General features: G+C 63.9%; 21 protein-coding genes. 10 read left to right on the top strand and 11 right to left on the bottom strand.

What is annotated here, in order from left to right; all coding sequences use genetic code 11:
• Nucleotides 1-58 precede the first annotated feature (58 nt).
• The 3 genes from LXT13_RS17955 (at nucleotide 59) to LXT13_RS17945 (ending at nucleotide 6,340) form a co-directional block, all read left to right on the top strand.
• The gene (locus tag LXT13_RS17955; RefSeq protein WP_233373326.1) at nucleotides 59-2,236 is read left to right on the top strand and encodes a hypothetical protein; all 2,178 of its coding nucleotides are present in this window, start codon (nucleotides 59-61) and stop codon (nucleotides 2,234-2,236) included.
• Nucleotides 2,223-3,068 carry a phospholipase D-like domain-containing protein gene (locus LXT13_RS28825; protein ID WP_233373325.1) on the top strand — a complete coding sequence of 282 codons (846 nt, stop codon included), beginning with the start codon at nucleotides 2,223-2,225 and terminating at the stop codon, nucleotides 3,066-3,068. The genes LXT13_RS17955 and LXT13_RS28825 overlap by 14 nt, the downstream gene beginning before the upstream one ends.
• Nucleotides 3,069-3,292: 224 nt before the next feature.
• Nucleotides 3,293-6,340, top strand: a complete 3,048-nt coding sequence (locus LXT13_RS17945) for an SIR2 family protein (protein ID WP_233373324.1) — start codon at nucleotides 3,293-3,295, stop codon at nucleotides 6,338-6,340.
• 195 nt (nucleotides 6,341-6,535) lie between these two features.
• On the opposite strand, the gene LXT13_RS28985 is transcribed toward LXT13_RS17945, so the two are convergent.
• The 4 genes from LXT13_RS28985 to tnpA (LXT13_RS17925) all read right to left on the bottom strand — a co-directional run bounded on the left by LXT13_RS28985 (nucleotide 6,536) and on the right by tnpA (LXT13_RS17925) (nucleotide 9,119).
• Entirely contained in the window at nucleotides 6,536-6,808 is a 273-nt protein-coding gene (locus LXT13_RS28985) for a DUF6959 family protein (protein WP_419964684.1), read from the bottom strand.
• 26 nt (nucleotides 6,809-6,834) lie between these two features.
• The gene (tnpC, locus tag LXT13_RS17935; protein WP_419964689.1) at nucleotides 6,835-8,379 is read right to left on the bottom strand and encodes an IS66 family transposase; all 1,545 of its coding nucleotides are present in this window, start codon (nucleotides 8,377-8,379) and stop codon (nucleotides 6,835-6,837) included.
• Between the two features lie 63 nt (nucleotides 8,380-8,442).
• The gene (gene tnpB / locus LXT13_RS17930) at nucleotides 8,443-8,775 is read right to left on the bottom strand and encodes an IS66 family insertion sequence element accessory protein TnpB (protein ID WP_233373322.1); all 333 of its coding nucleotides are present in this window, start codon (nucleotides 8,773-8,775) and stop codon (nucleotides 8,443-8,445) included.
• Nucleotides 8,772-9,119 (bottom strand): IS66-like element accessory protein TnpA, encoded by a 348-nt coding sequence (tnpA, locus tag LXT13_RS17925; RefSeq protein ID WP_233373321.1) that lies wholly within the window; start codon nucleotides 9,117-9,119, stop codon nucleotides 8,772-8,774. Before tnpA (LXT13_RS17925) ends, tnpB (LXT13_RS17930) begins: the two co-directional genes overlap by 4 nt.
• On the opposite strand from tnpA (LXT13_RS17925), the gene tnpA (LXT13_RS17920) reads away from it, so the two are divergent.
• From tnpA (LXT13_RS17920) to tnpC (LXT13_RS17910), 3 genes are read left to right on the top strand one after another with little or no spacing between them, the layout of a single operon-like run.
• Entirely contained in the window at nucleotides 9,004-9,591 is a 588-nt protein-coding gene (tnpA, locus tag LXT13_RS17920) for an IS66-like element accessory protein TnpA (protein WP_233373320.1), read from the top strand. The genes tnpA (LXT13_RS17925) and tnpA (LXT13_RS17920) overlap by 116 nt on opposite strands.
• Nucleotides 9,588-9,935 (top strand): IS66 family insertion sequence element accessory protein TnpB, encoded by a 348-nt coding sequence (tnpB, locus tag LXT13_RS17915; RefSeq protein WP_233373319.1) that lies wholly within the window; start codon nucleotides 9,588-9,590, stop codon nucleotides 9,933-9,935. The genes tnpA (LXT13_RS17920) and tnpB (LXT13_RS17915) overlap by 4 nt, the downstream gene beginning before the upstream one ends.
• Nucleotides 9,936-9,959: 24 nt before the next feature.
• On the top strand, nucleotides 9,960-11,558 hold the full coding sequence (gene tnpC, locus LXT13_RS17910; protein WP_233373318.1) for an IS66 family transposase: 1,599 nt from the start codon (nucleotides 9,960-9,962) through the stop codon (nucleotides 11,556-11,558).
• Between the two features lie 65 nt (nucleotides 11,559-11,623).
• Here the strand turns inward: tnpC (LXT13_RS17910) and LXT13_RS17905 are convergent, their stop codons facing one another.
• On the bottom strand, nucleotides 11,624-12,667 hold the full coding sequence (locus LXT13_RS17905) for an integron integrase (protein WP_233373317.1): 1,044 nt from the start codon (nucleotides 12,665-12,667) through the stop codon (nucleotides 11,624-11,626).
• A gap of 978 nt (nucleotides 12,668-13,645) precedes the next feature.
• On the opposite strand from LXT13_RS17905, the gene LXT13_RS17900 reads away from it, so the two are divergent.
• Nucleotides 13,646-14,074 carry a hypothetical protein gene (locus LXT13_RS17900; RefSeq protein WP_233373316.1) on the top strand — a complete coding sequence of 143 codons (429 nt, stop codon included), beginning with the start codon at nucleotides 13,646-13,648 and terminating at the stop codon, nucleotides 14,072-14,074.
• A gap of 430 nt (nucleotides 14,075-14,504) precedes the next feature.
• On the opposite strand, the gene LXT13_RS17895 is transcribed toward LXT13_RS17900, so the two are convergent.
• Nucleotides 14,505-15,521 (bottom strand): IS110 family RNA-guided transposase, encoded by a 1,017-nt coding sequence (locus LXT13_RS17895; RefSeq protein ID WP_233373315.1) that lies wholly within the window; start codon nucleotides 15,519-15,521, stop codon nucleotides 14,505-14,507.
• A 799-nt stretch (nucleotides 15,522-16,320) separates the two neighbouring features.
• Here LXT13_RS17895 and LXT13_RS17890 point away from each other — a divergent pair.
• Together LXT13_RS17890 and LXT13_RS17885 are read left to right on the top strand one after the other, a co-directional pair.
• Entirely contained in the window at nucleotides 16,321-16,965 is a 645-nt protein-coding gene (locus tag LXT13_RS17890; protein ID WP_233373314.1) for a Fe(II)-2OG oxygenase family protein, read from the top strand.
• Entirely contained in the window at nucleotides 16,962-17,903 is a 942-nt protein-coding gene (locus LXT13_RS17885; protein ID WP_233373313.1) for a hypothetical protein, read from the top strand. The genes LXT13_RS17890 and LXT13_RS17885 overlap by 4 nt, the downstream gene beginning before the upstream one ends.
• A 98-nt stretch (nucleotides 17,904-18,001) precedes the next feature.
• Here the strand turns inward: LXT13_RS17885 and LXT13_RS17880 are convergent, their stop codons facing one another.
• The 5 genes from LXT13_RS17880 to imuA all read right to left on the bottom strand — a co-directional run bounded on the left by LXT13_RS17880 (nucleotide 18,002) and on the right by imuA (nucleotide 24,555).
• Complete coding sequence (locus LXT13_RS17880; RefSeq protein WP_233373312.1) at nucleotides 18,002-18,880, bottom strand: hypothetical protein; 879 nt, start codon at nucleotides 18,878-18,880, stop codon at nucleotides 18,002-18,004.
• A gap of 160 nt (nucleotides 18,881-19,040) precedes the next feature.
• Nucleotides 19,041-19,283 carry a hypothetical protein gene (locus LXT13_RS17875; RefSeq protein WP_233373311.1) on the bottom strand — a complete coding sequence of 81 codons (243 nt, stop codon included), beginning with the start codon at nucleotides 19,281-19,283 and terminating at the stop codon, nucleotides 19,041-19,043.
• Between the two features lie 87 nt (nucleotides 19,284-19,370).
• Entirely contained in the window at nucleotides 19,371-22,466 is a 3,096-nt protein-coding gene (locus LXT13_RS17870; protein WP_233373576.1) for an error-prone DNA polymerase, read from the bottom strand.
• Nucleotides 22,467-22,469: 3 nt separating this feature from the next.
• Nucleotides 22,470-23,786 (bottom strand): Y-family DNA polymerase, encoded by a 1,317-nt coding sequence (locus LXT13_RS17865; RefSeq protein WP_233373310.1) that lies wholly within the window; start codon nucleotides 23,784-23,786, stop codon nucleotides 22,470-22,472.
• The gene (imuA, locus tag LXT13_RS17860) at nucleotides 23,716-24,555 is read right to left on the bottom strand and encodes a translesion DNA synthesis-associated protein ImuA (RefSeq protein ID WP_233373309.1); all 840 of its coding nucleotides are present in this window, start codon (nucleotides 24,553-24,555) and stop codon (nucleotides 23,716-23,718) included. Before imuA ends, LXT13_RS17865 begins: the two co-directional genes overlap by 71 nt.
• A 166-nt stretch (nucleotides 24,556-24,721) precedes the next feature.
• On the opposite strand from imuA, the gene LXT13_RS17855 reads away from it, so the two are divergent.
• Nucleotides 24,722-25,681 (top strand): SOS response-associated peptidase family protein, encoded by a 960-nt coding sequence (locus LXT13_RS17855; RefSeq protein ID WP_233373308.1) that lies wholly within the window; start codon nucleotides 24,722-24,724, stop codon nucleotides 25,679-25,681.
• Nucleotides 25,682-25,685 lie beyond the last annotated feature (4 nt).

Below are 25,685 nucleotides of genomic sequence, written 5' to 3'. Positions count from 1 at the left end.
GGCAACAAGAAAAACTGCCCGGGGTGATACCGAGGAGCGGGAACCTTCCGCCGCCCGAATGATTCGCTCGCGCGGGCAGTTGGCGACCGCCTACGCGCCTGGCGCGCTGTTCACGTTTGAGGGTGGGCTTGGCGCTTGCTTGTCCATCGCCGACCAGGGCCAAAGCCCCGCGAAGGCTGACATCAGCAACGAGACCGCGACCCAGATTCACCTTCGCTTGCGTGAGATTTGGCAGAGCTGGTTCAGCCGTGCGATGCAAGGCGGCACAGATAAGGCTCAAGTCCTTCCGACCCAGTGCCTCGACCCTGCCTTGTTGCCAGACGGAACATTCAAGGCGCCCTCACCGAATCGTTTCGAGCTTGTCGACCCCAAGGCGATGAGCTATGTGCCTGCTCCGCTGGATTTTGTGTGCAACACATGTGGGCGATTTAGACAGTTCGAGTCCGTGCGGGAGGCGTCGGCCGAAATCAGAGAGCTCGGCAGGGATCAGTGCGACACGCGCAAAGCTGAGCACAAGGGCAAGTGTCGATGGCGGCAGCTCGACGTCATCTTTGTGCACTGGTCAGGCAACTGGGAGCCGCCGAGCCCGGGCAAGTGGGAGTGGAGTCAGCCTGAGCAGAAGGTGAAAGCCCCCATCCAGGCATGCTCTGTGTGTCAGAGCCGGAAGTTCTATCTCATCGACAAGTCGCCTCGCATCGGTGAGTGGGTCTTCGAGTGCGAGAACGGGCACAAGGAAGGGGACAGTTGGCTGCAAAACGACCCTGAAACCACGCAGCTGCTGGGTGACGAGTGCTTGCAGCGCCCGCCGCGCTGGCGGCGCATGGAGCCGATTTCATACAGAGCCACACCGGCCTTCTACCCTCACAGCGAGCAATTCATCGTGTTTTCAGCAGGCGAGCGCGACTTGCTGCTGATGCTGCAGGAGGGTAACGAGGCTGACCTGGCGGGGTTTGCTTCAGAGCGTTATGGCCTCGGCGTCAAACCGCCGTCGGACGCTGAGATCGTCGAGATGATGCGCAAGGCCGGAGAGGTGGCGAAGGTGCAGCTCTACGAGAGCATGGAACACATGCTCAAGACGTTGGCCGGCACATCGATGGCCGAAATGCCGACAAAGCAGATGCGGGTCATGATCGACGACTGGAAGGCCACGCCGGGCCTCATCCCCGTCAAGCACGAGCCGCCGCCCTGGCTGACGGGACAGATTGACCGGCGCGCCGAGTTCGGAAGTCGCTATGACCCGCTCGTGCTCGCCGTCGAGCACGAGGCCTTGCGTCGCAGCAAGCTCACCAAGCTGAGCGTGGCCGACGGGCGGTCTCCGTTCGTGCGCTTTACAGAGCCTGACCGTGACCTTGCCCCCAGAACGAAGGCGGAGCTGGACGCGCAGAAGGCGACTACAACCCGGTTGATGTCTGCCATGGGTCTCGCCGAGATGGGCCTCATCCGCGAGTTTGATTTGTGCCGCTTCACGCACGGCTTCACGCGCGTGTCGACCGACCCGCTCATTGAGAAGAGCGATCAACAGCAGCTCATGCTTCCGGTTCGACTGAACCTGTTCCAGCCGCTGGGAAACGGCAAGATCCCGATCTACGTCGTCACCCAGGCCAACGAGGCAATCTACGCACGCCTCAACCCCGAGCTCGTCTACGAGTGGCTGCGCGCTGTCGGCGTGACCGACCTGCCCGAGTGGGACCCGGCGGGTGACTTAAAGCTCGGGGCTCACGTCTTGGAGAGCGCGGCTCCGTTCGGAAAGTACTTCGCGGACCTGAAGCCCGGACCGGCCAACACCTACCGCTATGTCTACACGCTGCTGCATACCTACGCGCACACCCTGATGAAGGCGGTCGCAGAGTTTTCGGGGCTCGATATGGGCAGCCTAGGGGAGTACCTGTTCCCGGCAGACTTGGCGTTCGTGGTCTACCGCAACGGAACGACGATGGACCTGGGCAACCTGTCGGCGCTCTGGCGCAACTACAACACGGTCTTTCTCGAGTACCTATTGGAGCCAAGAACCCTGATGTGCGGCTCGGGCAGCTTGTGCGACGCCGACGGCGGCGCATGCCCGAGTTGCATCGTCATTCCGGAGACTTCCTGTGTTGCTGCAAACCGCCTGATGTCGCGCTCGGCGCTTCGTGGTGGCCTCGCTCCTCGGGAAGATGAGGGCCGGCAGCAAGGCAAGCGCATCACCGGCTATCTGGACATCACGACGGCCAAGGTGTCATCCGGTGCAGCAAGCTGACGACCTCTTCGTCCGACTCGCGACTCATGCCGAGGTGCTCGAGCCTGCGCTCAGCTGGGCAGGGGCGGGCAAGCTGCCCGGAACGCACGGCGCTCGAGAGCTCGCGCGGATCTGCGGAATTAGCAGCTCGCGGCTTCCCGCGGTTCTGACCGCGCTGCAGGCTGCCGAAGACGCGGGGGTCGTGAGCAAGGACTCTCACGGCATGTGGGCCGTAGCTTTATCCCAAGGGATGGCCCGCGAAGTTGCCTCGCTGATGCGAGGGGCACGCCTCTACCGAGACAGGGTCCATTCTGACGCCAACGAGGTGGAAGTCGTCATCTCGCGTCCAGCCGCGCCAAGCCGACTGGTCGCAGAGCTGGAGCGCACCATCGAAGGCGTTTGGGGCCTTGAAGAGACTGCAGTGATGCTGGGCCAAATGGCCGCCAACGCCACGCGGCGCTTCTCGGTCATGACGCCCTTCGTCGACGAGGATGGCGCGGAGCGCATCGTCAGCTTGTTTCAGGCGACGCGCCCCGGAGTGGCACGGGAACTTGTGGTCCGCGACGGGCTCCCCGCCGCTCTTGCCAGCAAGGCTGGTGAACTCAAGGCGCTAGGTGTGGCTGTCTACGATTTCCGCATCCCAAGACCGGATAGGCCGGAGAACGAGACGTTCCACGCAAAGGTCGTTCGGGTCGATGACTCGGAGTGCTATGCCGGGTCCTCAAACATGACCAGGTGGAGCTTTGCATACTCGCTGGAGCTGGGCTTCCACGTCAGGGGCGCGGCGGCGGCCAAGGTGTGCCGCCTGCTGGACGCGGTCATAGCAGTTTCTGCTCTGACTCCATACCCATAGCGCGCGGCTACTATGGCGGTGGACGACGACAAGGGAACCGCTTCTGAGTATCCCAAGGCGAAATGGCCAACCTGATTTAGTGCCCGCAAGAGGTACAACACGGAGTGGAGGACCTGAGCTTGATCCGTACGCTGTCATTGGACGCGCTGGTGCGTTCGATAGGAATGTCGAGGGACCAGCCGCTGCTAGTGTTTTTGGGGGCTGGCGCTTCCATGAGCTCGGGGATGCCATCCGCAACCCAGTGCATCTGGGAGTGGAAGCGCTCCATCTTCCTCACAAACAACCCTGGGCTTGAGCGTCAGTTTGAAGAGCTGTCATTGCCATCCGTTAGGCAGCGAATTCAGAGTTGGCTAGATTCTCAGCGTCGATTTCCTAAAGAGGGCGCGGCAGACGAATACTCGGTGTTTATCGAAGCCTGCTACGCACGTGGTGACGACCGGCGCAGATATTTTCAAGACTGGGTGAAGTCGGCAGATCCAGGCCTTGGCTATCAACTGCTGGCGGAACTAGCCAGGCGCCGACTGGTGAGTTCAGTTTGGACTACAAATTTCGATGGTCTTGTCGCCCGAGCAGCGGCGGCGAGCGGCGTAACCGCAATCGAGATTGGCCAGGACTCAAAAGAACGCGCCACTCGCCCGATGGCTTTGGATGAGCTCCAGTGTGTTGCGATGCACGGAGACTACCGGTACGACCCTCTTAAGAACACGCAGAGAGAGCTAGCAGAGCAAGAAGCGGAACTGCGTGCGGCACTGATTCCTTTGTTGAGATCACATCCCGTACTTGTGTGTGGGTACAGCGGTCGAGACGCAAGCGTGATGGCTGCATTCTTGGAGGCCTATCAAGACCCCAAGCAACAAAGGCTACCGCTGTTTTGGACGCAGTACGGTGACTCTCCGGCGTCCGGTGACGTGGCGAACCTGCTGGAGACGCCCGCGGGTGTTGAGCCCCAGCGCTTCATAGTGCCCGGCGTCACCTTCGACGACCTGATGCGCAGGATTGCGTTGCACGTAACACGATCTGATGATCGCAAAAGGCTCGACGCCATACTGGACAAGTTCAAAGAGTCGCCCACGACACAGCGCGCGGCATTTTCCTTGCCGAATCTACCGGTGAGCGGCCTCATCAAGAGCAACGCTTTTCCGATGCAGCCACCAGGCGAACTTCTTGAGTTCGATCTGATCAAATGGCCCGCTCCAGGAACGGTCTGGACAGAGCTGAAATCCACAGGTGAGAAGCATGGGTTCGTCGCAGCTCCATTCCGGGGCAAGGTATACGCAATCGCTGCGCCTGAGCAGATCCAAAAGGCCTTCGCCGGAAACATCTCCAGCGAGATCAAGCGGGTACCGCTCAATGACGAGGACCTGCGCTACGAAGACGGCACTTCCAATAGCTTGATGAGACGAGCGACTGCTTTGGCGCTAGCCGCTAAAGCCGGCCTTCCTTGCGATCACGATGGTCTGATTTGGGAGCCCAGCGGCGGAAGCAAGCAGCGCGTGGAAGGGCGTGACTGGATCGCCTACAAGGCGGTCATCTTGCAGGTCAAGACTGTGAGTGGCTCCTTAGCGCTTGTTTTGAAGCCGACCCTTTTTGTTGCCGATGCCTCCGGCAGCGAGGCGCCCCGCATGGTGGCCAACGCGGTAAAGGTCAAGGTCCTTGGCTATCAGCACAACGCCGAGTTCAACGAAGCGCTCGATTTTTGGCGCAAGAAGCTACTTCCTCAGCGTGAAACGGCGCTTCGTTTCCCTGATGTGGACGAGGGCGTGAAGTTTTCAGTTTCCGCTTGGCCCTTGTTCGCAAAGATCACCGACGAGCGGGAAGCCTCCGTGAAGTTGAGCGACAAGAACGAGCGCCTTGCCTCTCAAGTCGGCCTGCAGATCGCTGAGCCGCGGCTGTCCTTCTTGCCAAAAACGGGCAGCGGGTCTGCCTTCGATACCCATCCGATTCGCGGCTTGATGAGAGATCGGCCCTTCGACGCGCTATTGACCGACACCGGCATAGCCACAAACATCCGCGTCGCCCTGATCGCACCCTCCAAGGATGGGCGGCGGGTTTGCGAGTATCTGAACAAGCTGCACGAGTCAGTCGATCCGACACGCTCGGACGAAGACTACTTGCTCCCGTTCCCTGGCTTCAGTACAGCATTCAAGTGCGGGCTGGAGGTGACGCAGCCTGGTGGCAGAGGGTTCGTTGGTCTCGATGAGCCGGTCGATTTGACGCCTGCGTCCGCACGAGAACTGGGTGCGAGGATTTCTGCGGCCATTTCGTCGCTTAAGGCGGCCGCGAACCCCAGCGTCATCTTCATTTATGTCCCTGCCAGATGGGCCGCCATCAGAGGCTATGACGTCGATGGTGAGACGTTCGACCTGCATGACTTCGTAAAGGCCTCGGCGATTCCGCAGGGCGTCGCCACTCAATTCCTAGAGGAGGACACGCTCAGGCACGAGCAGCAGTGCCGGGTGCGTTGGTGGCTCTCGCTCGCCACCTATGCAAAGGCGATGAGGAGTCCCTGGGCGCTGGACGGCCTCGATAAGGACTCTGCATATGTCGGCGTCGGCTATAGCCTGCGCAATCGGCCCGGCGAGGATGGGAATGTGATCCTGGGTTGCAGCCACCTCTACAGTCCAAACGGACTTGGACTGCAGTTTCGGCTGAGCAAGATCGAGAACCCGATCATGCGCAGGAAGAACCCCTTCATGAGCTTCGACGACGCGCGGCGTCTCGGCGAGGGCATCCGGGAGCTGTTTTTCGAAGCCAACCTTAGGCTACCGAAACGTGTCGTGGTGCATAAGCAAACGCCGTTCTTGAAGCAGGAACGCCAGGGGTTGCAGGCCGGCTTGGAAGGAATTGGGTGCGTGGAGCTTCTGCAGATCCACATCGACGACACGCTTCGGTATGTGGCGTCGCGCGCAAATAGGAAGGGTGATCTGGAGATCCACGGGTACCCGATCCACCGAGGGACTACCGTCGTGGTGGACGATGCTACGGCGCTGTTGTGGGCGCATGGTGCCTCCACCGCGCTCAAAGCCAATCGCACGTACTACCAAGGAAAGCGCCGAATTCCTGCGCCGCTTGTGCTGACTCGGCATGCTGGGACAAGCGACCTCATGACGCTGGCGGCGGAAATCCTTGGGCTCTCGAAGATGAATTTCAACAGCTTCGATCTCTATGGGCAGCTCCCGGCCACCATAGAAACGTCGAGGCGAGTCGCCAGGATTGGCGCCCTTCTGGATAGGTACGCAGACCGGTCGTACGACTATCGTCTGTTCATGTGAATTCGGCGCTTGAAGCGTAAGCGTGGCCTCACGGCCCTCTGGCGCGCCAGCGGCGTCCTGACCAAGATCGGCTGATCCTGCGCACCTGCGATGGTGTGCATCAGGCATCGCTAACGCACACCATGGCCGATCAACACACGCCCTCCAGCGTAGGCGGACGGCCAAGTCACCTTGACGTCCAGCCTAGAGGTCGTCTCAGCTCTTGCTGTACGGGGGCTCGATGTTGTGTGCTGAGAGCGTCGCCTCATAGTGATCGAGCAGCGATTGCAGCTGGTCGCGGATGTACGCAAGCTCATCGGCAACTTCGGTGTTCAGCGATAGAACGTCGGTGTGTACTCGATTGAGTTCGCGGACCAGCCCATTCAAGGTGTCTCCCTGGATCAATACGCCTGGGAATTGACGCCCGGGATGCCGCACGACTGCGGCATTCGTGGTGTCTGAGTAGATTTCAACGGATTGCTCTCGCATTGCATGAAGCCGGTACTCGGCGATTTCTAGTCTTGATGGGGAGCATGCCAGCGGTGCGGCAGGAGCTCGTCGATCCGGCTGGCTGGCTGCAGCGGCAGACGCTCCAGGACGTCGCGCAGATACGCATATGGGTCGTGCCCGTTGATGCGCGCGGAGTGCAGCAGGCTCATGATGGCCGCGGCCCGCTTGCCGGCGCGCAGGCTGCCGGCGAAGAGCCAGTTCGCTCTTCCGAGAGCAATTGGGCGGATTTGGTTTTCTACCCAGTTGTTATCAATTGGCAGGCGTCCGTCGCCCAGGTAACGCGTTAGCGCTTCCCAGCGTCGTCGGCTGTAGTCGAGAGCCTTGGCGGTCGCTGAGCCGCCTGGCACTTTCTGGCGGTGCTCGTCGAGCCACTGCTTGAGCGCGTCGGCTACGGGCTTGGCTCTCTCGAGTCGAAGGGCCCGTCGGTCCTCGATGCCCAGCCCGGCTGCGTCGCGCTCGACGTCGTACAGCGCCTGGAAGAACTTCAGCGCCTGCTCGCCGACCTTGCTCTGGTGGTTGACCCAGAGCTCGTGGAACTTGCGTCGTGCGTGCGCCATGCAACCCGCCTCGGTCACGCCCATGTCGAAGCACTGCTTGTAGCCACTGAAGTCGTCGACGACCAGGCTGCCCTTCCAGCTGGCGCTGGTGCCGAGCTGCAGGAAGTCCCTTGCGTTCTGGCCACCACGGGTCTCCGCGAAGTTGAAGACCACCGCTCTGATGTCATGGAACTGTGTCGTGCACCAGCTCCACATGTAGGCCCGGTGCGTCTTGCCTTTGCCAGGCTTGAGCATCGGGACGGGTGTCTCGTCGGCGTGCAGCACCGGGGCCTTCAACAGCTCTGCCGTCAGCGCGTCCACGAGCGGCTGCAGCTGCACCCCGCACTCGCCGACCCACTGCGCGAGGGTTGAGCGCGCGATGGCCATGCCAGCGCGCTCGAAGATGGCTTCCTGCCGGTACAGCGGGAGGTGGTCGAGGTACTTGGCCACCAGCACCTGCGCGAGCAGCCGTGTCGTCGGGATGCCCTTGTCGATGATGTGCGGGTCCATCGGCGCCTGCACCAGCGTCTCGCACTCGGCACAGACCCATTTGCCCCGGACGTGGCGCTCGACCGTGAAGATACCGGGGGTGTAGTCCAGCTTCTCGCTGACGTCCTCGCCGATGCGCTTCATCGTGCAGCCGCACTTGCACGTCGTGCTGGCCGGCTCGTGATGCACGTCGTGGCGCGGCAGGTGGGCTGGCAGCGGAGCCCGCTTGGGCTGGCGCTTCTCGCCGTCGGGCTTCTTGGGCTGGGCGTTCTCGATCTCGCGCGCCACCGCCGCCAGGTCCATGTCGAACGTCTCGTCGAGCAGGCTCTTCTGCTCGGATGTGTAGGCCTCGCTCTGCGCGGCGAACTTCAGTCGCTTGAGGACCGCGTTCTCGTGCGTGAGCTTGTCGACGAGGGTCTGCTTGAACAGCAGCGCCTTGTCCTTGCGCACCAACTCGGCGCGCAGTGCGCCCACGACTTCCCGCAGCTGGTTGGCGTCAAGACTGTCGATGGCGTGGTCAGCGATCACGGGGATTAATCGTGCCAATGACAGCGCTCACGCGCCATCGGTGGATGTCGCAATTGCTGGCTACAGCAGGGTGATGACGCCGGCGTCACCCAGACGCTGCCACGGCAGACCGAGGACGAGTGCGTTGAGTTGCTCCGTCGTCAGCGTCAGGGTGCCGCCGACATCCCTGGGCCAGGAGAACCGGCCGCTGTTGAGCCGGCGAGCAGCGAGCCACACGCCGATGCCGTCATGCACGAGAACCTTCATGCGGTTGGCGCGACGGTTGGCAAAGAGGTAGGCATGGTGGGGCCTGGCGGCGCCGAACACGTTGACCACGCGAGCCAGCGCGGCCTCGGTGCCGGCTCGCATGTCCAGCGGCTCGACCGCCAGCCACACGGCGTCAACGCGGATCACCGCAGCAGCTCGCGAGTCCACGCGGCAAGCTCTGCCGCTGCGCTGACCGGCCAGGTGACCATGATCGAGACCGGCCCGCGCCTGAGTTCGACTCGGACATCAGGCACCACCGCAGCGGACTCTGCCGGCGCGGGAAGCGGGAGCGCGATGAACTCCCTTGCCTTAGCGAGTTCGGCAGGAGCCTGGCCCTGAGACAGCTGCCTCCAGCGGTGAACGACGTTGGCATTGATGCCATGGGCCATCGCTACCTTGGCCACTGACGCGCCGGGCTCGCTGCATTCGGCCAGCACCTGCGCCTTCTTTGTCTCGCTGTATCGCCGCCGTGTCTTCTTGTCGCTTGTCATGCGTCCACCTAAGTTACGTGGACAGCATCCTTGTCGCAAGCGACAGCCGGTTCAAGATGACTTTGCCGGACGCCTACCCTCCAGCCGCCGCAGGCGCGACCACAGCCCCGAACTCAAGCGCGAGCTGGTCCGGCAATGTCTGCTGCCCGGCGCGTCAGTGTCCAGCATCGCGATGGCCCACGGGATCAACGCCAACCTGGTGTTCAAATGGCGCCGCGAACATCGCGCTGCCGTGGCCGCCAGCCTTGAACCCGCACCAGCGTCAGCGCCAGCACTCCTGCCGATCACACTCGCGCCGGCCACATCGGACGGCATGACGCAGGCCTCACATTCCGTGCCGTCGTCGTGCGCAGCCCGCGCCAACGCAGGCAGCATCGAACTGGACTTCGCCGGTGCGCGGCTTCGACTGCGTGGCACGGTCGACCAAGAGAGCCTTGTCGCGGTGCTTGCTGCACTGCGCTGCGTTGCATGATTGGCCTGCCGTCGGGTACTCGCGTGTGGCTTGTCGCTGGCCACACCGACATGAGGAAGGGCTTCGATGGCTTGGCCGCTGTGGTGCAGACGGCCCTGGCCGAGAACCCGTTCGATGGCCACGTGTTCGTCTTCCGCGGTCGGCGCGGCGACATCATCAAAGTGCTGTGGTTCGACGGCCAGGGATTGATGCTGCTGGCCAAGCGCCTGGAGCGGGGCCGCTTCGTCTGGCCACAGGCCGCCGACGGCCGTATCACCCTGTCTGCAGCCCAACTCTCGATGCTGCTCGAAGGCATCGACTGGCGCATGCCAACTCGGACGCAATCCCCTCAGTTGGCCGCATAGGTGAGCATCTCGGGAGTGATCCCGATGCAGGCTCGCTGCCCTCGTCGCACACTGAGCTTCGTGCCGCAGGACATCGACCCGATCAGCCAACTGCCCGACGACGCGCAGTTGCTGAAGCAGCAACTTCGCGCCAGCGCCAGCGAAGTGCAGCGGCTCAAGCTGTTGGTCGACAAGCTTAAGCTGCAGTTGGCTCGCCGCGTGCGCGCGCAGTTCGGTGTCTCCAGTGAGCGATTCGATCTGCAGGCCAGTCTCATCGAGCCGGTGGTGTTGGAGGAATTGCCCGTACGCAAGCCGGCAACACCGGCGGCCAATGACGGCAGCGTCGACCGCAGCCTGCCTGCTCATCTGCCTCGCGAACAGCAGGAGATTCGCCCCGCCACCACTGCAGCGCACCACGACGCCGCGGGGCAATCCTGCGGCTGTACCGCTTGCGGCGGCCGGCTGCGCAGCATCGGCGCCGACGTCTCGGAGCACCTGGAGTACGTGCCGGCGCGCTTTAAGGTCATCCGCACCGTGAGACCCAAGCTGGCATGCACGAAGTGCGAGGCCATCTTCCAAGCCAGCGCCCCGAGCCGGCCGATCGCACGAGGTCTTGCGGGTCCAGCACTGCTGGCCCACGTGACGGTATCGAAGTATTGCGACCACGCCCCTCTGCACCGCCAGAGCCGGGTCTACGCCAGAGAAGGCGTCGAGATCGACCCCAGCACGATGGCCGGCTGGATCGAGCAGGCTCACAGCCTGTTCGACCCTCTCGTCGCCGCGCTGGGCCGGCACGTGCTGCATGGCGCCAAGGTGCACGCCGACGACACGCCAGTCAAGGTGCTCGCGCCAGGCGAAGGCAAGACGCGCACCGGGCGGCTGTGGGTCTATGTGCGCGACGACCGGCCCGCAGGTGACAGCGCCCCGCCCGCCGTCTGGTTCCGTTACTCGGCCGACCGCAAGGGCGAGCACCCGCAGCGCCACCTGCGCGACTTCCGCGGCATCCTGCAAGCCGATGCCTACGGCGGCTGGAACGCGCTGTACGACACAGGCCACGTGGTCGAAGCGGCCTGTTGGGCGCACGCACGAAGACCGTGGTGGGATCTGTACGAGCAGCACCGTGACGACACCGGCCTGGCGGCACAGGCACTGCGCCACATCCAAGGGGTGTATGCGATTGAAGCGGAGATCCGCGGCAGCCCACCCGACGTGCGACGCCAGCAGCGACAGGCGCGGGCGGGGCCCCTGCTCGAGGCCTTTCATCGCTGGTTGCAGGGGGTGCTCACCCAGGTATCGACGAAGTCGGAGCTGGCCAAGGCGGCCCGGTATAGCCTGGCGCGCTGGAACGCATTGACCCGCTACGTGGATGATGGTCGCATCGAGATCGACAACTCGGCGGCCGAGCGGGCACTGCGTGGGGTCGCGCTCGGGCGTAGCAACTACCTCTTCATGGGCTCGAACGCCGGCGGGGAACGGGCAGCGTCGATGTACAGCTTGATCGAGACCGCCAAGCTCAACGGGCTCGACCCCGAGGCCTACTTGCGCGAGGTGCTGCAATGCATCGCCGACCATCCGGTGAACCGCATCGACGAGCTGCTGCCGTGGTCGATCGCCGCGCTGAAGGCGCTACGGCACGCGGCCTGACGGGGCCACTGTGAGCCCCGTCGGCAACGTGTCAGGGTGATTGGCAGTACCTGCTTTGGGTCGGATCAGCCCTCCGCAAGCGAATCCAGCGGGCTCCGTACGGCGCCACCGCCGAGCTTGAGAACGTGCGTGTAGATCATGGTCGTAGCCACATCCGCATGCCCGAGAAGCTCCTGCACAGTCCGGATGTCGCTGCCCGACTGCAGCAGATGAGTTGCAAAGCAGTGACGCAGCGTGTGCGGAGTCGCGGGCTTGGCGATGCCGGCAGCGTGCACCGCACGCTTGAAGGCGCGTTGGAAGGTCTGGTCGTAAAGATGGTGACGGCGGACGACACCGCTTCGCGGATCGGTGGAATGGTGATCTTGCGGGAACACCCAGAACCATGGCCAAGACTGGCCGGCGCGTGGGTACTTGCGCTCCAATGCGTGGGGCATCTCGACGCCCGCCGTGCCGGCCTCGACATCGGCCGCCCACACCAGCCGAGCGCTCCCAAGTTGGTGCCGCAGTTCAGGCACCAGCGAGTGCGGCAGCATCACGACGCGATCCTTGGCTCCCTTGCCCTCGCGCACGATCAGCGCCCGCTGCGCGAAGTCCAGGTCCTTAACCCGCAGTTGCAGGGCCTCGCTGATTCGAAGGCCTGTGCCATAGAGCAAACGGGCCAGCAGCCGATGCTCGCCTTGAAGCCCGGCGAGCAGGAAGCGCACCTCATCAACGCTGAGGACGACGGGCAGGCGCCGGTGGCGCTGCGGGTGGCCGATCTCCTGCAGCCAGGGCAAGTCATGGCGCAGCACCTTGGTGTAGAAGAACAGCAGCGCCGACAGGGCTTGGCTGTGCGTCGACGGTGCGACCGACCGGTCGTTTGCCAAGTGCGTCAAGAACGCTTCAACCTCCGGCCCACCCATCTCGCCAGGGTGCCGTAATCGGTGAAAGCGGATGAAGGCCCTCACCCAGTAGACGTAGGTCTCCTCGGTCCGCGGGCTGTAGTGCATCAGCCGCAGGCGTTCTCGCAACTGGTCCAGCACCCGGGTCGCGCGCAGTGGCGGCAGGTCCGGACTGGACCGCGGGCGCAGGTATTTGCGAGGGGCCGCAACGGGCGGCACAACTGGCATCATGGGCGCTCCCCAGGCGGCCATCTCCCCTCGGCGAGGTGGTTGTCGGTGTGCCGCTTTTGCCGGAAATTTAATGCTGTATAAACGTACAGTCAAATGGGAGAAACTGATGGCACGTCAACGGCTTGCCGGAGATCCAGGTTGCCGATCTAGAGCGCAACTCGTCTGCCTAGGCGGCGTTAGCTGTCTCCCGAGAACACGTTATGCAGCAGGCTAGGTTGAACTCCATCACCGGCGTTATGCCTTGCTTCCGCGGCGGCGTCGTCGCGTCGGCGGCCGAGGGTTCCGCGCGGTCGGGTGAGCGCGTGGCGTTGTGCCGCCTAGGCGGCGCCCGGACCTGGACTCCGCGCTGCATTGCGCTTCCGGCTAGTCCACCAGGCCTGCTCGCCTCAGCCCTCGGCGGACTACAGCTTCGGCGGCATCGCGCTGCCACCATCGCCGTGGCTTCGAGTGCCGAGGCTCGGCATAACCGGTCATTCCAGCGGACGCCTTCGGCGCCCGCTGAACTTCGACGTTGAACCACAGAAGACCGCGCCATGCCGCCCATTTATCCGAGGTCGCCAATTGCGCTCGCCGACGCACGGGCAGTAGTAGTCGCGTGGGCTTTCTTGTTACTTCTTGGCGTCAACTGGCTTGCCCACATGTGGCTTCGTCCCGCCAACGAAGTGCTACTGCCAATCAACTTTGCGCTCTTTGCGGTTGCGGCCGTGGCTCATTTGGTCCTGAGCTTCCGCCACAAGTGTCCGGCTTGTGGGAAGCATCCCACCATCCAAGGCTTCACGCCGCCCCACTCGGAGTCAGTAGGCCAATCTCGCCTTTCAGGCTGGGGTGGCGTGGTCATCAATGTCATCCGTCGTCGCAGGCTCATCTGCATTCACTGCGGTGAGAAGTACCGCATCCAATGAGCACTACTGCAGGCCCGCTGTGGTTCAACCCGTCGCTGCAGCGGACGGCTACGCCGCCCGCTGAGCTTTATCGTTGAACAGCACGCCCGTGAAGAGCGTTCCACCGGGATCTGTCGTGGTCGTCGTCATTTCGCCGGACCAGAGACCTCAGCTCGTTGAACTATCAGAGGAAGATCAAGTTGCGACGACGTTGCTTCTGGGTGGCGTCGCGTTTACAGACACCGGAACAGGCGATTGGCAGGGCTTCTACGACTGGCTCAGAAACCAAGAAGGTCAGGTTCTTGGCGTCAGGCAGTGGGTTGACGATCCGAACTCACTCCTCTTGACGGGGAGCTTCTCGGGCGCAGAAGCAGATTCGAAACACGGTGTCCTGATGATCTACTTTGGGGATGAACGAAAGTTCGACGAAGCTTCTTCTGGCGATCAATGCTTTGGCAATAACCGCTTGCTGAGGGCCGGGAGCAAGGTCGCGGTTACGTTCTCGGCCAGCTATCTGGCATGAATCGATAATGGCCCGTACTCGAGCTGTCCAACCCTTCGCTCCAGCGGACGGCTTCGCCGCCCGCTGAGCTTTTACTACAAGGGCTTCCCCGGTAGTCAAACGAAACGAATCCGATGGACCGCTCTGCGGGCCATTTGTTCATCTGCATTTCCCTCAAGACCTGCAGCCGTGGCGTCGGTAGGCGCTGACAAGGACAACAAGGTGCGGACTGGCCAAACTACAAACGGTCATTCGTGTGGCACTCGATGCCACGGACCCTGATGAAGGACGCACGCGGGGGACCCATTCGTTAGCCGGCAAGTCTTGCGCCGCCCTTGAGCTCATCGGTCACGCCCCGCGCAGGTCCAAACCTGTTGTCATCAACGTTTGCCGTCACACGGCGGTGGTTCTGTGTTCCTTCGGGTTCAATGGGTGGCGAGTGGACGCCAGTTCAGGCAGGCAGCGCAAACGCTTCACCGCGCCTCAACACGGCCCAGGCCATGCGCGCGTTCTTGGCTGCAATCGCCACCGCGGCTCTCCAGTAGCCTCGTCGCTCGGCCAGCGCCACGGCCCAGCGGCTGATGGGGTCGGTCTTGTTCTTGGCCACCGCTAGCAGCGCCTTGGCACCGAGTACCAGCAGGTTGCGCAGGTAAGCGTCGCCGGCCTTGGTGATGCGCCCGAGCCGGGTCTTGCCACCCGAGCTGTACTGGCCCGGCGCCAGGCCCAGCCAGGCGGCGAACTGGCGTCCACAGTCGAAGTCGTGCCCGTTGCCGATCATGGCCAGCAGGCAGGTGGCCGTGGTCGGACCTACGCCGTCGAGCTGCATCAGCCGCTGGGCTCGCTCGTCGTCCTTGGCCATGGCCTGGATGTGGGCGTCGTACTGCGCGATGCGCTCGTCCAGCCGGGTGACTTCGCTGAGCAGGTCGCCGATGACGGTGTTGGCGTAGCCGGGCAGGTCTTCCAGGCACTCGCAGGCGCGGCAGCGCACGGTGGCGGCCTTGAGCGGCAGCACGATGCCGAACTCGCTGAGCAGGCCGCGGATGCGGTTGAGCGTGGCGGTGCGCTGCTCGACGAACCCCTGGCGGGCGCGATGCACCATAAGGCAGGACTGCTGGTCGACGTCCTTGAGCGGTACAAAGCGCATGTGCGGGCGCTGGATGGCCTCGCAAATGGCGGCCGCGTCGGCCGCGTCGTTCTTGCCGCGCTTGCCCGTCATGCGGTAGGGCGTGACGAACTTCGGGGCGATCAGGCGCACGGTGTGGCCCGAGGCCTGGAACAGCCGTGCCCAGTGGTGGGCGCCGGAGCAGGCCTCCATGCCGATGACGCACGGCGGCAGGCTGGCAATGAGCTCGTGGAGCTTGTCGCGTGGCACCGCCGGGCGGATCAACTCGGCCTTGCCCACCTCGTTGACGCCATGAACCGCGAAAACGTTCTTGGCGAGGTCGATACCCACGGTCAGAATCGTCATGGACTTCCCCTTCCGAATGAGTTGATGAGAGATCGCACTTCCCATCGTGGCACTTGGTTGCCGTTTGCCGCAACGCGGCTGGTTCGGGACGGGGAAGTCCCTTTCATTCGTTAGTCATCACCAGGACGCCGAACTGTGGACCGAACTTCATCCACCAAACTCAGCCGTGGGGCGGAAGTCTCCGTCATGCTGATCGGTGCCGTGGGCGCTGCCGCCCTTTCGGCGTGGCTGTACCTCGATGAAGGAGCGCTGTCGCCGACTGTCATTCTTCTCGCTGTGCTGTCTCTTTGTGCACTCGTTTCAGTTTGGCGAGGCGACCGAGTGGCTTCGCCATTGATTGGCGCCTCATTCGGGGTCTACTTTTTGTGGCTAGCAGTCCTTGGTTACAGCTCGGGAGTAGTTGGCTTTCCATCTCGAACGGTTCCCGCTGCACTAGTCTCCAGAATAGAGTGGCCAATATTCTTCTGGCTTCTGTTGGCCTTGCCGGCAATCATCGGGGGATTCTGTCTTTGGGGAGCTGTGAATGATCTTCGACCTAATCGCCGTCGGTTTCGGTGATGACTAACCTGCCTTTGGAGCGGACCGCCTTCGGCGTCCGCTCATCTTCACGTTGCGCTGCAAGATGGCCGTGAGCCCACGCTTACCTTGAAGCGATCTTCGATCTGAGAGGCATCCGTAAGGTCCCGACGAGCCTTATGACCGCATGGCGCGCCGGCGCCGTTTCCCTCGAGCCTCGAAAGCGTGCATGGTCATGGTGAAAAGCCGCCCTGGGTCAGGCCTGCCGCCGCAAAATCAACGCATGAGCACCTTCAACGGGTTGGCAACAGACGGCTTCGTGGACCTGGGCGTTTTTCTTCCCGGCCTGACCACGGCCGAGGCGGCCAAACAGATCGCCAGGCTGCTAGGCTGCAGCAGCTTCACTGAGGCAGACGTCCTGCGGCCTCACCATTCTGAGGAACGTCCGCTGAATACCTACGGGGGCAACTTTGGCCTGCAGTCACTGCCGCTGCACACCGACTTGGCGCACTGGCACAGGCCACCACGCTACGTCATGCTGCGCTGCGTCGTCGGGAGCGTCTGCGTACGAACGCCTCTCTTGCATCACATGCGCGCCCTGCAGGGGGTTAACCCAGCGATCGTCCGGCGCGCGCTATTTCGGCCGCGACGCCGCTTGGCGGGGCGCATGTTCTTCGTACGAATCCTGGACGACCAACTCTTCAGGTGGGATCAGCTTTTCTTAGAGCCCGAGAACGCGGAAGCCGATCAGGTTCGCGAAGTGCTGACCACCCTAGCCGCTACGACAGCTACATCGGTGGGGCTCGACGAGACGGCACACACACTACTGATCGACAACTGGGCTGTCATGCATGGCCGAGATGCCGTGCCTGCAACCGCGATGTCGCGCTGCATTGAACGGGTCTACTTCGAGGGAGGCGGGGTATGAACGCAAAGACACCGCACGAGTGGTCTGCGCCGGCGTTGATGGCCAAGGCGCAACGGTATGCGGACCTCATGCTCGACCAGCCACGGGAGGACTGGAAGTTCGGCTTCTGGTCATCCTTGTGCTTGGAGATGCTGATCCGCGCGGCGCTTGCGCACACGTCACCCGTGCTTCTTGCAGAGCCCAAGGATTGGACCAATATCGCGCACGCGCTGGGCTTGAGACCCGCCGGCGCCAAGGCTCCCAAGTCTATCGGCGTCATTGACGCCGCGAATCGCATCAGCGCTCTGTATGCGGAGTTCAGCCGTGACGACGTCAACTTCTGCACCATTCATCTCCAGTGGCGCAACGCGGAGTTGCACACCGGCGAGCTGGCATTCGACTCGCAAGGCACCGCCTGGCTTCCGCACTTCTATGTCTGCTGTGACAAGCTGCTGGGCCTTGCTGGCTCATCCTTGGGCGAGCTCTTTGGCGCTCACGAGGCAGCGGTTGCTGAAACACTGATCCAGGCAATGCAGGACGAGACTGCAAAGTCCGTGCAAGGCGTCATCGCGAAGCACAAGCAGGCGTGGCTCGCTTTGGCAGATACCGAGCGCCAAAAGCTCTTCACGCGGGCGGCGACGCTTGCCGAGCGCTCGGTGGGCCACCGCGTGGTCTGTCCAGCATGCCAGTCGGCTTCGCTGACAGTCGGCGTGGCGGCGGGCCCCGGGATCGTGCAAATGGAAGACAACGTCATCGTCACCCGCACGCCGATGCTGCCGATCCATTTTGAGTGCAAGGCCTGCGGTCTCAAGATCAACGGCCTCTCGAAGCTCAACGCTTGTGGCTTAGGCGACACCTACACGTCTGCGTCCTACGAGGACCCCGTCACCTACTTCGCAGTCGAGCCGGAGATCCGATATATGGAGGCCGATATGGAGGACGACAACAACGAGCCGTAGTGCGGCGGCCGCCGTGAGCCGTCTCCCGGCCATGAGCCAATGGCCTGCACCAGGCAGATCCCGGCCGCTAGACCGGGGTTTGGTTGTGCAGGGCACCGCTAGAGCACGCAGATACATGACGGATCGCCTTGCGTGAACACAAGCGCTACGGCGTTGTGATACTCGGCTAGCCACTGGTACTTGGCTTGGACTGAGGGGACGTTCGTGCCGCCATGCGCCATCTCAATCGTGCGAGCATGACCGGCGAACCAGTAGCGCAGGTTTTCCAGTCGCCAGGCCTCCATTTGCTGGTCGCGCGCTTCTTCAGGTAGGCCGAGCAGAAACGACCGATTCGAAGACGTAGGAGTCCAGTCGATTTCCCTTGCAAAGATGGATAGATAGTCGAGAAAGCGAACGTGAATGGATTTTCCGGCAACCACACCGGTGTACTCCCGAATCATGCGTGGCAACGGGTCACTGTCCGTCGAATAGGCCTTCCGCTCTTGATGTTTCGCTAAGAATTCATAGACGCGATCGGTGACCGCGATCACCGGAACGCACGCAGTACCTTCCTGCGCGTAGGCATTCGCTAGGCTCTTGCTGACTAGCGTTGACCCGTCGCGGTACCACCAATCCAGATCAACGCCACCCCGCAGAAACAGCGCGTGCTCGATACAGGACGCCTGCGCGCACGCCATGGAGTGCAGCTCGCTCATGAAGGCATCAAACGTGCCGCTGACCTCGGTCATCTTTGATGCCAGCGGCACATTGACGATGACGGAGTCCGAAAAGGCTAGAACCGTCTTGGCATAGGCCGCATGAATTTCCCGTTCGGCGGCGTCCCTGGGCTTGTGCTCGAAGGCCTTGCGGATCCGCTTGATGCTCTTCAGCAGCGCTTGTAGATCACCCTGTGTATTGGCAGTCGCCACCTGCGCGCCGAACCCGAGGATGTCGAGGAACGCCGTCAACCCGAATGAAAGCTTTGACTTCTTGATCACCTAAAGCTCCTCATCAATCGCGACCGCCAACAAAAGAAAACCCCCGGCATCGCCGAGGGTCTGAACGCCGTCGCCGTCATCGCGGGCGCCTGCTCAGGGAGGAAAAGCAGGGAGCGGATGCTCAATGCGGATCGTAGGGGCCATGGCTGACCCCACCCTTTCATCGATCCCTAAGCTGCACCCGCTCCTCGACCCACCTGCGAACCAGCGTGCTCGCGTCGTTGCGCGCGTCCTGCAAGGCCTGCTCCCGTGTGTCCCGGTGCCGGATGCATTCATGTCGCAGCGCTGTCCCGCTCGTGGTGTCCACAGCGAACCGGACCACCCCCAGGTACCCCAGCTCGTAGAACTGCACCGAGGCCAACGCGCAGGCCGACCCATCGGTTGCAAAGAACAGGTTGTCCATGGGTTCTCCTTGACGCTTGGCGAGCGTGTGTTTATCGAAGGGTAGGAGGGAGTCGCAACCGGTTCAAGTCATGACCATGGGAAGGCCCTATCGGAAGTCCCTGCTGCTGGTCTCCAACTCACCTAACCATCCTGTCAGGTCTTCCACTCTCTGGGCGATCAGGCTGCAGGCGTCACCCTGCCGCTGCCACCGTCCCCGGACAGCGAGTAGCCGTGACCCCAGCAACTCCTTGCGCTGTGCCTCCTTGACGCTTGGCCAGACGATGACCTGCACATTACCCGTCTCGTCTTCCAGACTGACGAACATCACGCCCTTGGCCGTCTCGGGTTGCTGGCGCAACGTGACGATGCCGCAGTAGTCCAGCTCGCGGCCGTCGCGCATCCGTGAGAGCTGCTGGGCCGTGACGAAGCGACGCTGCTTGAGCCTCGGCCTCAACAGCTGCAAGGGATGGCTGCGCAGCGTCAGGCCGAGGGTGCGGTAGTCCCACACCACCTCTTCACCTTCGGCAGCGGCTTGCAGCTCCAGCACCGGCTCGTCGACCGGCGCCTGGCGCAGCAGCTCGGGCGGCTTGCGCAGCGCGGCAGCGTCCCACACCTGCTGGCGCCGGTGGCCGCTGAGGCTCATCAACGCATCGGCCGCCGCGAGCTGCCGCAGATCCTGGTGCTCCAGATCCGCCAGGCGCGCAAGCTCCTCTGCGCTCTCGAAGTAGGCATGGGTGCGCGCTTCCATGATCCGACGAGCCGATGCCTCCTTCAGCCCCTGCACCAGCCGCAGTCCCAGCCGCACGGCGGGCTGGTGCTCAATGTCCTCCAGCGTGCAGTCCCAGTCGCTGTGCAGCACGTCGGCTGGCCGGACTTCGACGCCATGCCGGCGCGCATCCTGCACCAGCTGGCTCGGCGTGTAGAAACCCAGCGGCTGGCTGTTCAGCATCGCGCACAGGAACTCCGCCGGGTGATGCTTCTTCACCCAGCAGGAGGCATAAACCAGGATCGCAAAGCTGGCCGCATGGCTCTCGGGGAAACCGTAGCTGGAGAAGCCCTTCATCTGCTCGAACACATTCCTCGCGAAGTCAAGGCTGTAGCCGCGGGCCAGCATGCCTTCGATGATGCGCGGCTCGTACTTGTTGAGGCTGCCGGTGCGTCGCCAGGCTGCCATGGCGCGCCGGAGTCCGTCGGCCTCGCCCGGCGAGAAACCGGCACAGAGGATGGCCAGCTGCATGCACTGTTCCTGGAACAGCGGCACGCCGAGGGTGCGCCCCAGCGCCTTCTCGATCTCCGGGCTCGGGTAGGTCACCGGTTCCTGCCCGTTGCGGCGGTTCAGGTACGGGTGCACCGAGCCGCCTTGGATCGGCCCGGGCCGCACGATGGCCACCTGCACCACCAGGTCGTAAAAGCACCGCGGCTGGTGCCGAGGCAGCATCGACATCTGCGCCCGGCTCTCGATCTGGAAGACACCCACCGTGTCCGCCTTGCAGATCATGTCGTAGGTCTCCGGGTCCTCCGCCGGGATGTCCTGCATCTCAAAGACGTGACCCTTGCGCAGACCAATGAGGTCCAGCGACTTGTGCAGCGCCGTCAGCATCCCCAGGGCCAGCACGTCGACCTTCAGCAGCCCCATCAGGTCGAGATCATCCTTGTCCCACTGGATCACCGTGCGGTCTTCCATCGCGGCGTTCTCGATGGGCACGATGCGGCTGAGCGGCCCATTGGTCAGCACGAAGCCCCCCGGGTGCTGACTCAGGTGCCGCGGAAAACCCTGCAGCTGCTCGACCAGCGTGCGCAGCTGCTTGATGAGCAGGCTGTCCTTGTTGAGGCCGGCCTCAGCGATGACGTCGTCGCCGATGGCGGTGTCCCACTGGCTGACGCCCTTGCTGAGGCGCTCCAGCGCTTCCTCGTCCAGCCCGAGGGCTTTGCCGACATCCCGCAGCGCGCTCTTGGGCCGGTAGCTCGTCACGATGGCCGTGAGCGCGGCGCGATCGCGCCCGTACTTGCGGTAGAGGTACTGGATGACTTGTTCACGCTTCTCGTGCTCGAAGTCGACGTCGATGTCCGGCGGCTCACCACGCTCCTTGCTGATGAAGCGCTCGAACAGCATCGAGCTGCGCAGCGGGTCCACCTCCGTCACGCCGCAGCAGTAGCAGACCACGCTGTTGGCCGCCGACCCGCGACCCTGGCAGAGGATGCCTTGGCTGCGGGCGAAGGCGACGATGTCGTAGACGGTGAGGAAGTAGTGCTCGTACTGCATCTCCGCGATGAGGGCGAGCTCATGTTCGATCTGAGCCTGAGCCTCCGCCGGCACGCCATGCGGCCATCGCCGGCCCGCGCCCTCGTAGACGATGCGGCGGAGGTAGCTCTGCGGCGTCTCGCCGGCGGGGATGACTTCGTCCGGGTACTGGTACTTCAGCTCATCCAGGCTGAACTCACAGCGCTCGGCCACGCGCAGCGTCTCCAGCATCAGCTCCGGCGGGCAGCGCTCGGCGATGCGTCGGCGGGTCCGCAGGTGCTGCTCGGCGTTCTGGCGCAGCTTCAGGCCGCACTCACGGACGGGCATGCGCAGCCGCGTGGCGGTCAGCACGTCCTGAAGCGGCTTGCGCGAGCGGACGTGCATGTGCACGTCGCCGACCGCGACCACCGGCACGGCTGTCAGCTCGCTGCACTCGCGCAGCTTGTAGAGCTGGATCTCATCGTCGAGGCGCCGCAACTGCTCCCAGCCGAGCCAGCAACAGCCGGTCCAGTGCCGCAGCAGCCACTTGGCGATGGTCTGCATTTGCTCCAAGGTGCAGCTGCGGTCTGGCACCGCGATGACGACGCAGTCGGCGAGCGTCGTGCTGTCGATCTCATCCAGGTCGAGGTGATAGGTTCCCTTCTCGGATCGCCGGCGCAGGTGGGTGATGAACTCGCAGAGGTTGCCGTAGCCATTGCGGTTGGTGGCCAGCACGACGAAGCTGAACGGCGTGTCCGAGCGCACCTCGAACTGGCTGCCGACCAGCAGCTTGATGCCGGCCTCCTTGGCCGCCACGTGGGCGCGGACGATCCCGGCCAGGCTGCATTCGTCGACGATGGCGATGGCGCTGTAGCCCAGCGCCTTGGCGCGCTCCACCAGTTCCTCGGGGCGGCTCGCACCGCGCAGGAAGGTGAAGTTGCTGACGCAGCGCAGCTCGGCGTACGGTGGAATCACAGCGATGCCTCAACCGAAGATGCCGTGCAGGTACCAGGCGACGCTGTCGTCGAGCTTGGTTTGGAACACCCACAGCAGGCCGGCATGCTTCGACTCAGCGACCCAGTAGTCGCGAACGACCAGGCGGCCCGTGCCCGCGTCTTCGTCCCGGTCCCACCAGCCGGCCTCGATGCGCTGAGGGCCCGCCAGAAGTTGCAACTCGCCCTGATAGACCGGCCGGTGGTTGCGCACAGCGAGCTTCAGAGGCTCGCGCAACGCCCAGGTCGGTTGAGGCAGCTCCGTGGTGGCCACGGGCCGGCGGGGCAGCGGCTCCGCTGCAGGCTGCCAGTGCGCCATCCATTCCTGACGGTGGTCCTCATGCACCCGACAGCGCTTGATCGCGTCCGGCCCCAGGCGCGCCGCCATGCGCTCCAGCGTCAGGTGCGCCGCCTCACCCTCCTGCACGGTGTCCGGCAGCAGGGACAGGTTGGCATCTCCCTGGTCGTGCACCTCGTCGGCGGTCAACTCCAGGTCGCCAACCGGCGCGAGCAGCTGCAGCTTGGCCAGGTGCTCGGCCAGCAGCCGGCACAGGTGCTCGACATCCCGCGTGGGGTCGGCCGTGCCCACGGTCAGCTTGCCGCCCGATCCTGCCTCACGCGAACGCATGCTGTCGTGCCACCAGTGCAGTGTGAAGGCCGTCGTGCCGGCGTGTCGCGCCGCGAGCCAACCGCACATCTGGACCAGCAGACGGCGCGCACCTTGCAGGAGGGCCGGTGCGTGTTCGACCCGGAACGGCAGCTCCAGGCGTGCGCGGAAGGTGTCGGGCAGGACTTCCCACTCGTGCGCCTCCGGCTCGTGACCGTAGGCCCGGTCCAGTGCCTGGCGTAGCTCACGCCCGAAGCGCCTTGCGAGGCCGGCACGAGGCAGCGCGCGCAGATCGCCCAGCGTCCGGCACCCCGTCTGCGCAAGCGTCGTGGCGTGCGGCCGCACGTTGCTGAGGCTCTCCATCGGCAGCCGGTCCAGCAGATCCTGCAGCGGGCGTTTGAAGCCGTTCTCGATGTCGCAGCGGGCCAGTGCATGCGCTGCCAGGCTGGTGGAGGCCCAGGCGACCTTCTGGACGCCCAGCTCGTTCGCTTCCGCGACGACCCGGTCGCGCAAAGCCCGCTTGCCCCCGAACAGGCGTGTGCTGGCCTCGACCTCCATCAGGACGGCGTCTTCAGAGAGGGTCACCCGGGGCGTGAACTGCAACGCCCAGACGGCCACGGCACGAAGCGCGTCAAGGCTCGGAGGCTGGGGCGTGTTCGGATCGCTCGCGCACGGCGGCAGCAGCAGGGCTGACCACAGCATGGCTGGGCTCGACAGGGATGAGGCGGCTGGGCCAGCGCAGCCGCGGGGTCATGATCTTGTTCAGCCCACCTGGCACGGAGGACAACATCAATGTCGCGTCCAGCGGCGTGCCCTTGCGCTTGAGCACTTCGACGGCGATCAACCAATCGGTGAGCACACGCACCACCACGCGAAGCGGTGCGGCCGACGCGTCGCGGGCCGCGTTCAATGGCCGGCATAGGAACACCGGCCCCTTGCAGCGGCCTGCGAGGACCTGCAGCCGGCGGATCTGCTCGGCCCGCACGAGCGGCAGCCAGGCCACGGTGGCACCGAAGCTGCCGGACTTGACCAGCTGCTCGGTGGCCCACAGCCGGTCCCGGGGCGTGTCGACATCGACCCAGACCAGGTGGCGCTCGTCGATGCCGTCGTGCCGAAGGCCTGGGGCATGGGGCGCCATCGATGGTCCGACGAGGGCCACCGTGCGTCCGGCACCGGTCAGCGCCGACAACGCGGGGCTGAGCAGCCGAAGCTCGGCGACAGAGAACTGGGGCACCAGCACTTCAGTGAGTGATCCAAAGGGCCACCCGCTGCCAGGCAGCTCGGCGTCCAGCTTGGCGAAGCCACTGGCCAGCGTCTCGGCCACCGGGCCGCCCAGCTGATCGCCGCGCCACAGGGCTGCTTCCACCTGCGCAGGCAGCGGCTCGCCAAGGCTGGCGATGGCGTTCTGCGAGGGTGGAGGCAGGCTGGCGAGCGGCGGCGCCGTGTCCAGCCCGGCGATGGCGGGCGGCATGAGAGTGGCGAGTAAAACTGTATGGATATACAGTATATGGAACGTCGGCCGCCGTCCAGTAGGGCAAGATGCCCTGGACGGGCAGGAGTTGGCGAGCGAGGCTTCAGACTGCCCTCAAAACCCTGTGAGCCACCGTTGACGGGCCAACGCCCCCTGGACGAATCCCATGTGCTATTCCGCCCAGATCCGCGCCGACTACCGCGACTACACGCGGCTCTTCGGTGCGCACCTCAGCATCAAGGAGTTCGTGAAGCTCTTCTACGGCCGGCAGGAGGCCAGGCTCAAGATCCCCAAGGCGCTGGAAGCCGCGTTCGAGCGTGACGCGTCAACGCCTGAAGAGCTGGAGATCCGCGGCCTCATCGAGGCCTTCAAGGCGGATCGCGCGATGGCGCTGGAGCAGGAGCTGTTCGCGCAGCGCAAGCGCCTGGCGGACGCCGAGCGGACCCTGCAGACCAAGCAGACTAAGAGCGCGCTGGACAGCCAGCGCATCGCAACCGCGAAGATCTCGAAGGCGCGGCTCGACCTGGAAGACCTGCGACGCACCGAGCTGCTCGACCGGGATTCGCGCATCTTCCCGGGCGTCTACGCGCCGGTGATGGTCGTGCGGGATGGTCAGAAGGTGGTGCTGCCGATGCGCTATCAGTGCCGGCCGGCGGGACGGCCGGCGTCGTACGACGTCCAGTACCCCGGCACCTACAACGCCCGCCGCGACAACCTCGAGAAGTTCTGGCGTGGGCACTTCGGCGTCACTCACGGGATCATGATCGTCAATGCCTTCTACGAAAACGTGAAGCGACACGACATGGAGCACCGCGAACTGGCGCCTGACGAGAAGCCCGAGAACGTCGTGCTCGAGTTCAAGCCCAGTCCGCCGCAGGACATGCTCGTGGCCTGCCTGTGGTCGCACTGGACGCAGCACGGCGAGCCGGAACTGCTGTCCTTCGCGGCCATCACGGATGAGCCGCCGCCCGAGGTCGCCGCTGCCGGCCATGACCGCTGCATCATCCCGATCAAGCCAGAGCATGTCGACGCGTGGCTGAACCCCGACCCGTCCAACCTCAAAGCGCTCTACGACATCCTCGATGACCGCGCGCCCGCCTTCTACGAGCACCGACTCGCGGCCTGACGGA

The organism is Pelomonas cellulosilytica (genome assembly GCF_021353265.1).
GTDB lineage: Bacteria > Pseudomonadota > Gammaproteobacteria > Burkholderiales > Burkholderiaceae_C > Pelomonas > Pelomonas cellulosilytica.
This window is presented reverse-complemented; position numbering and strand designations above follow the sequence as displayed.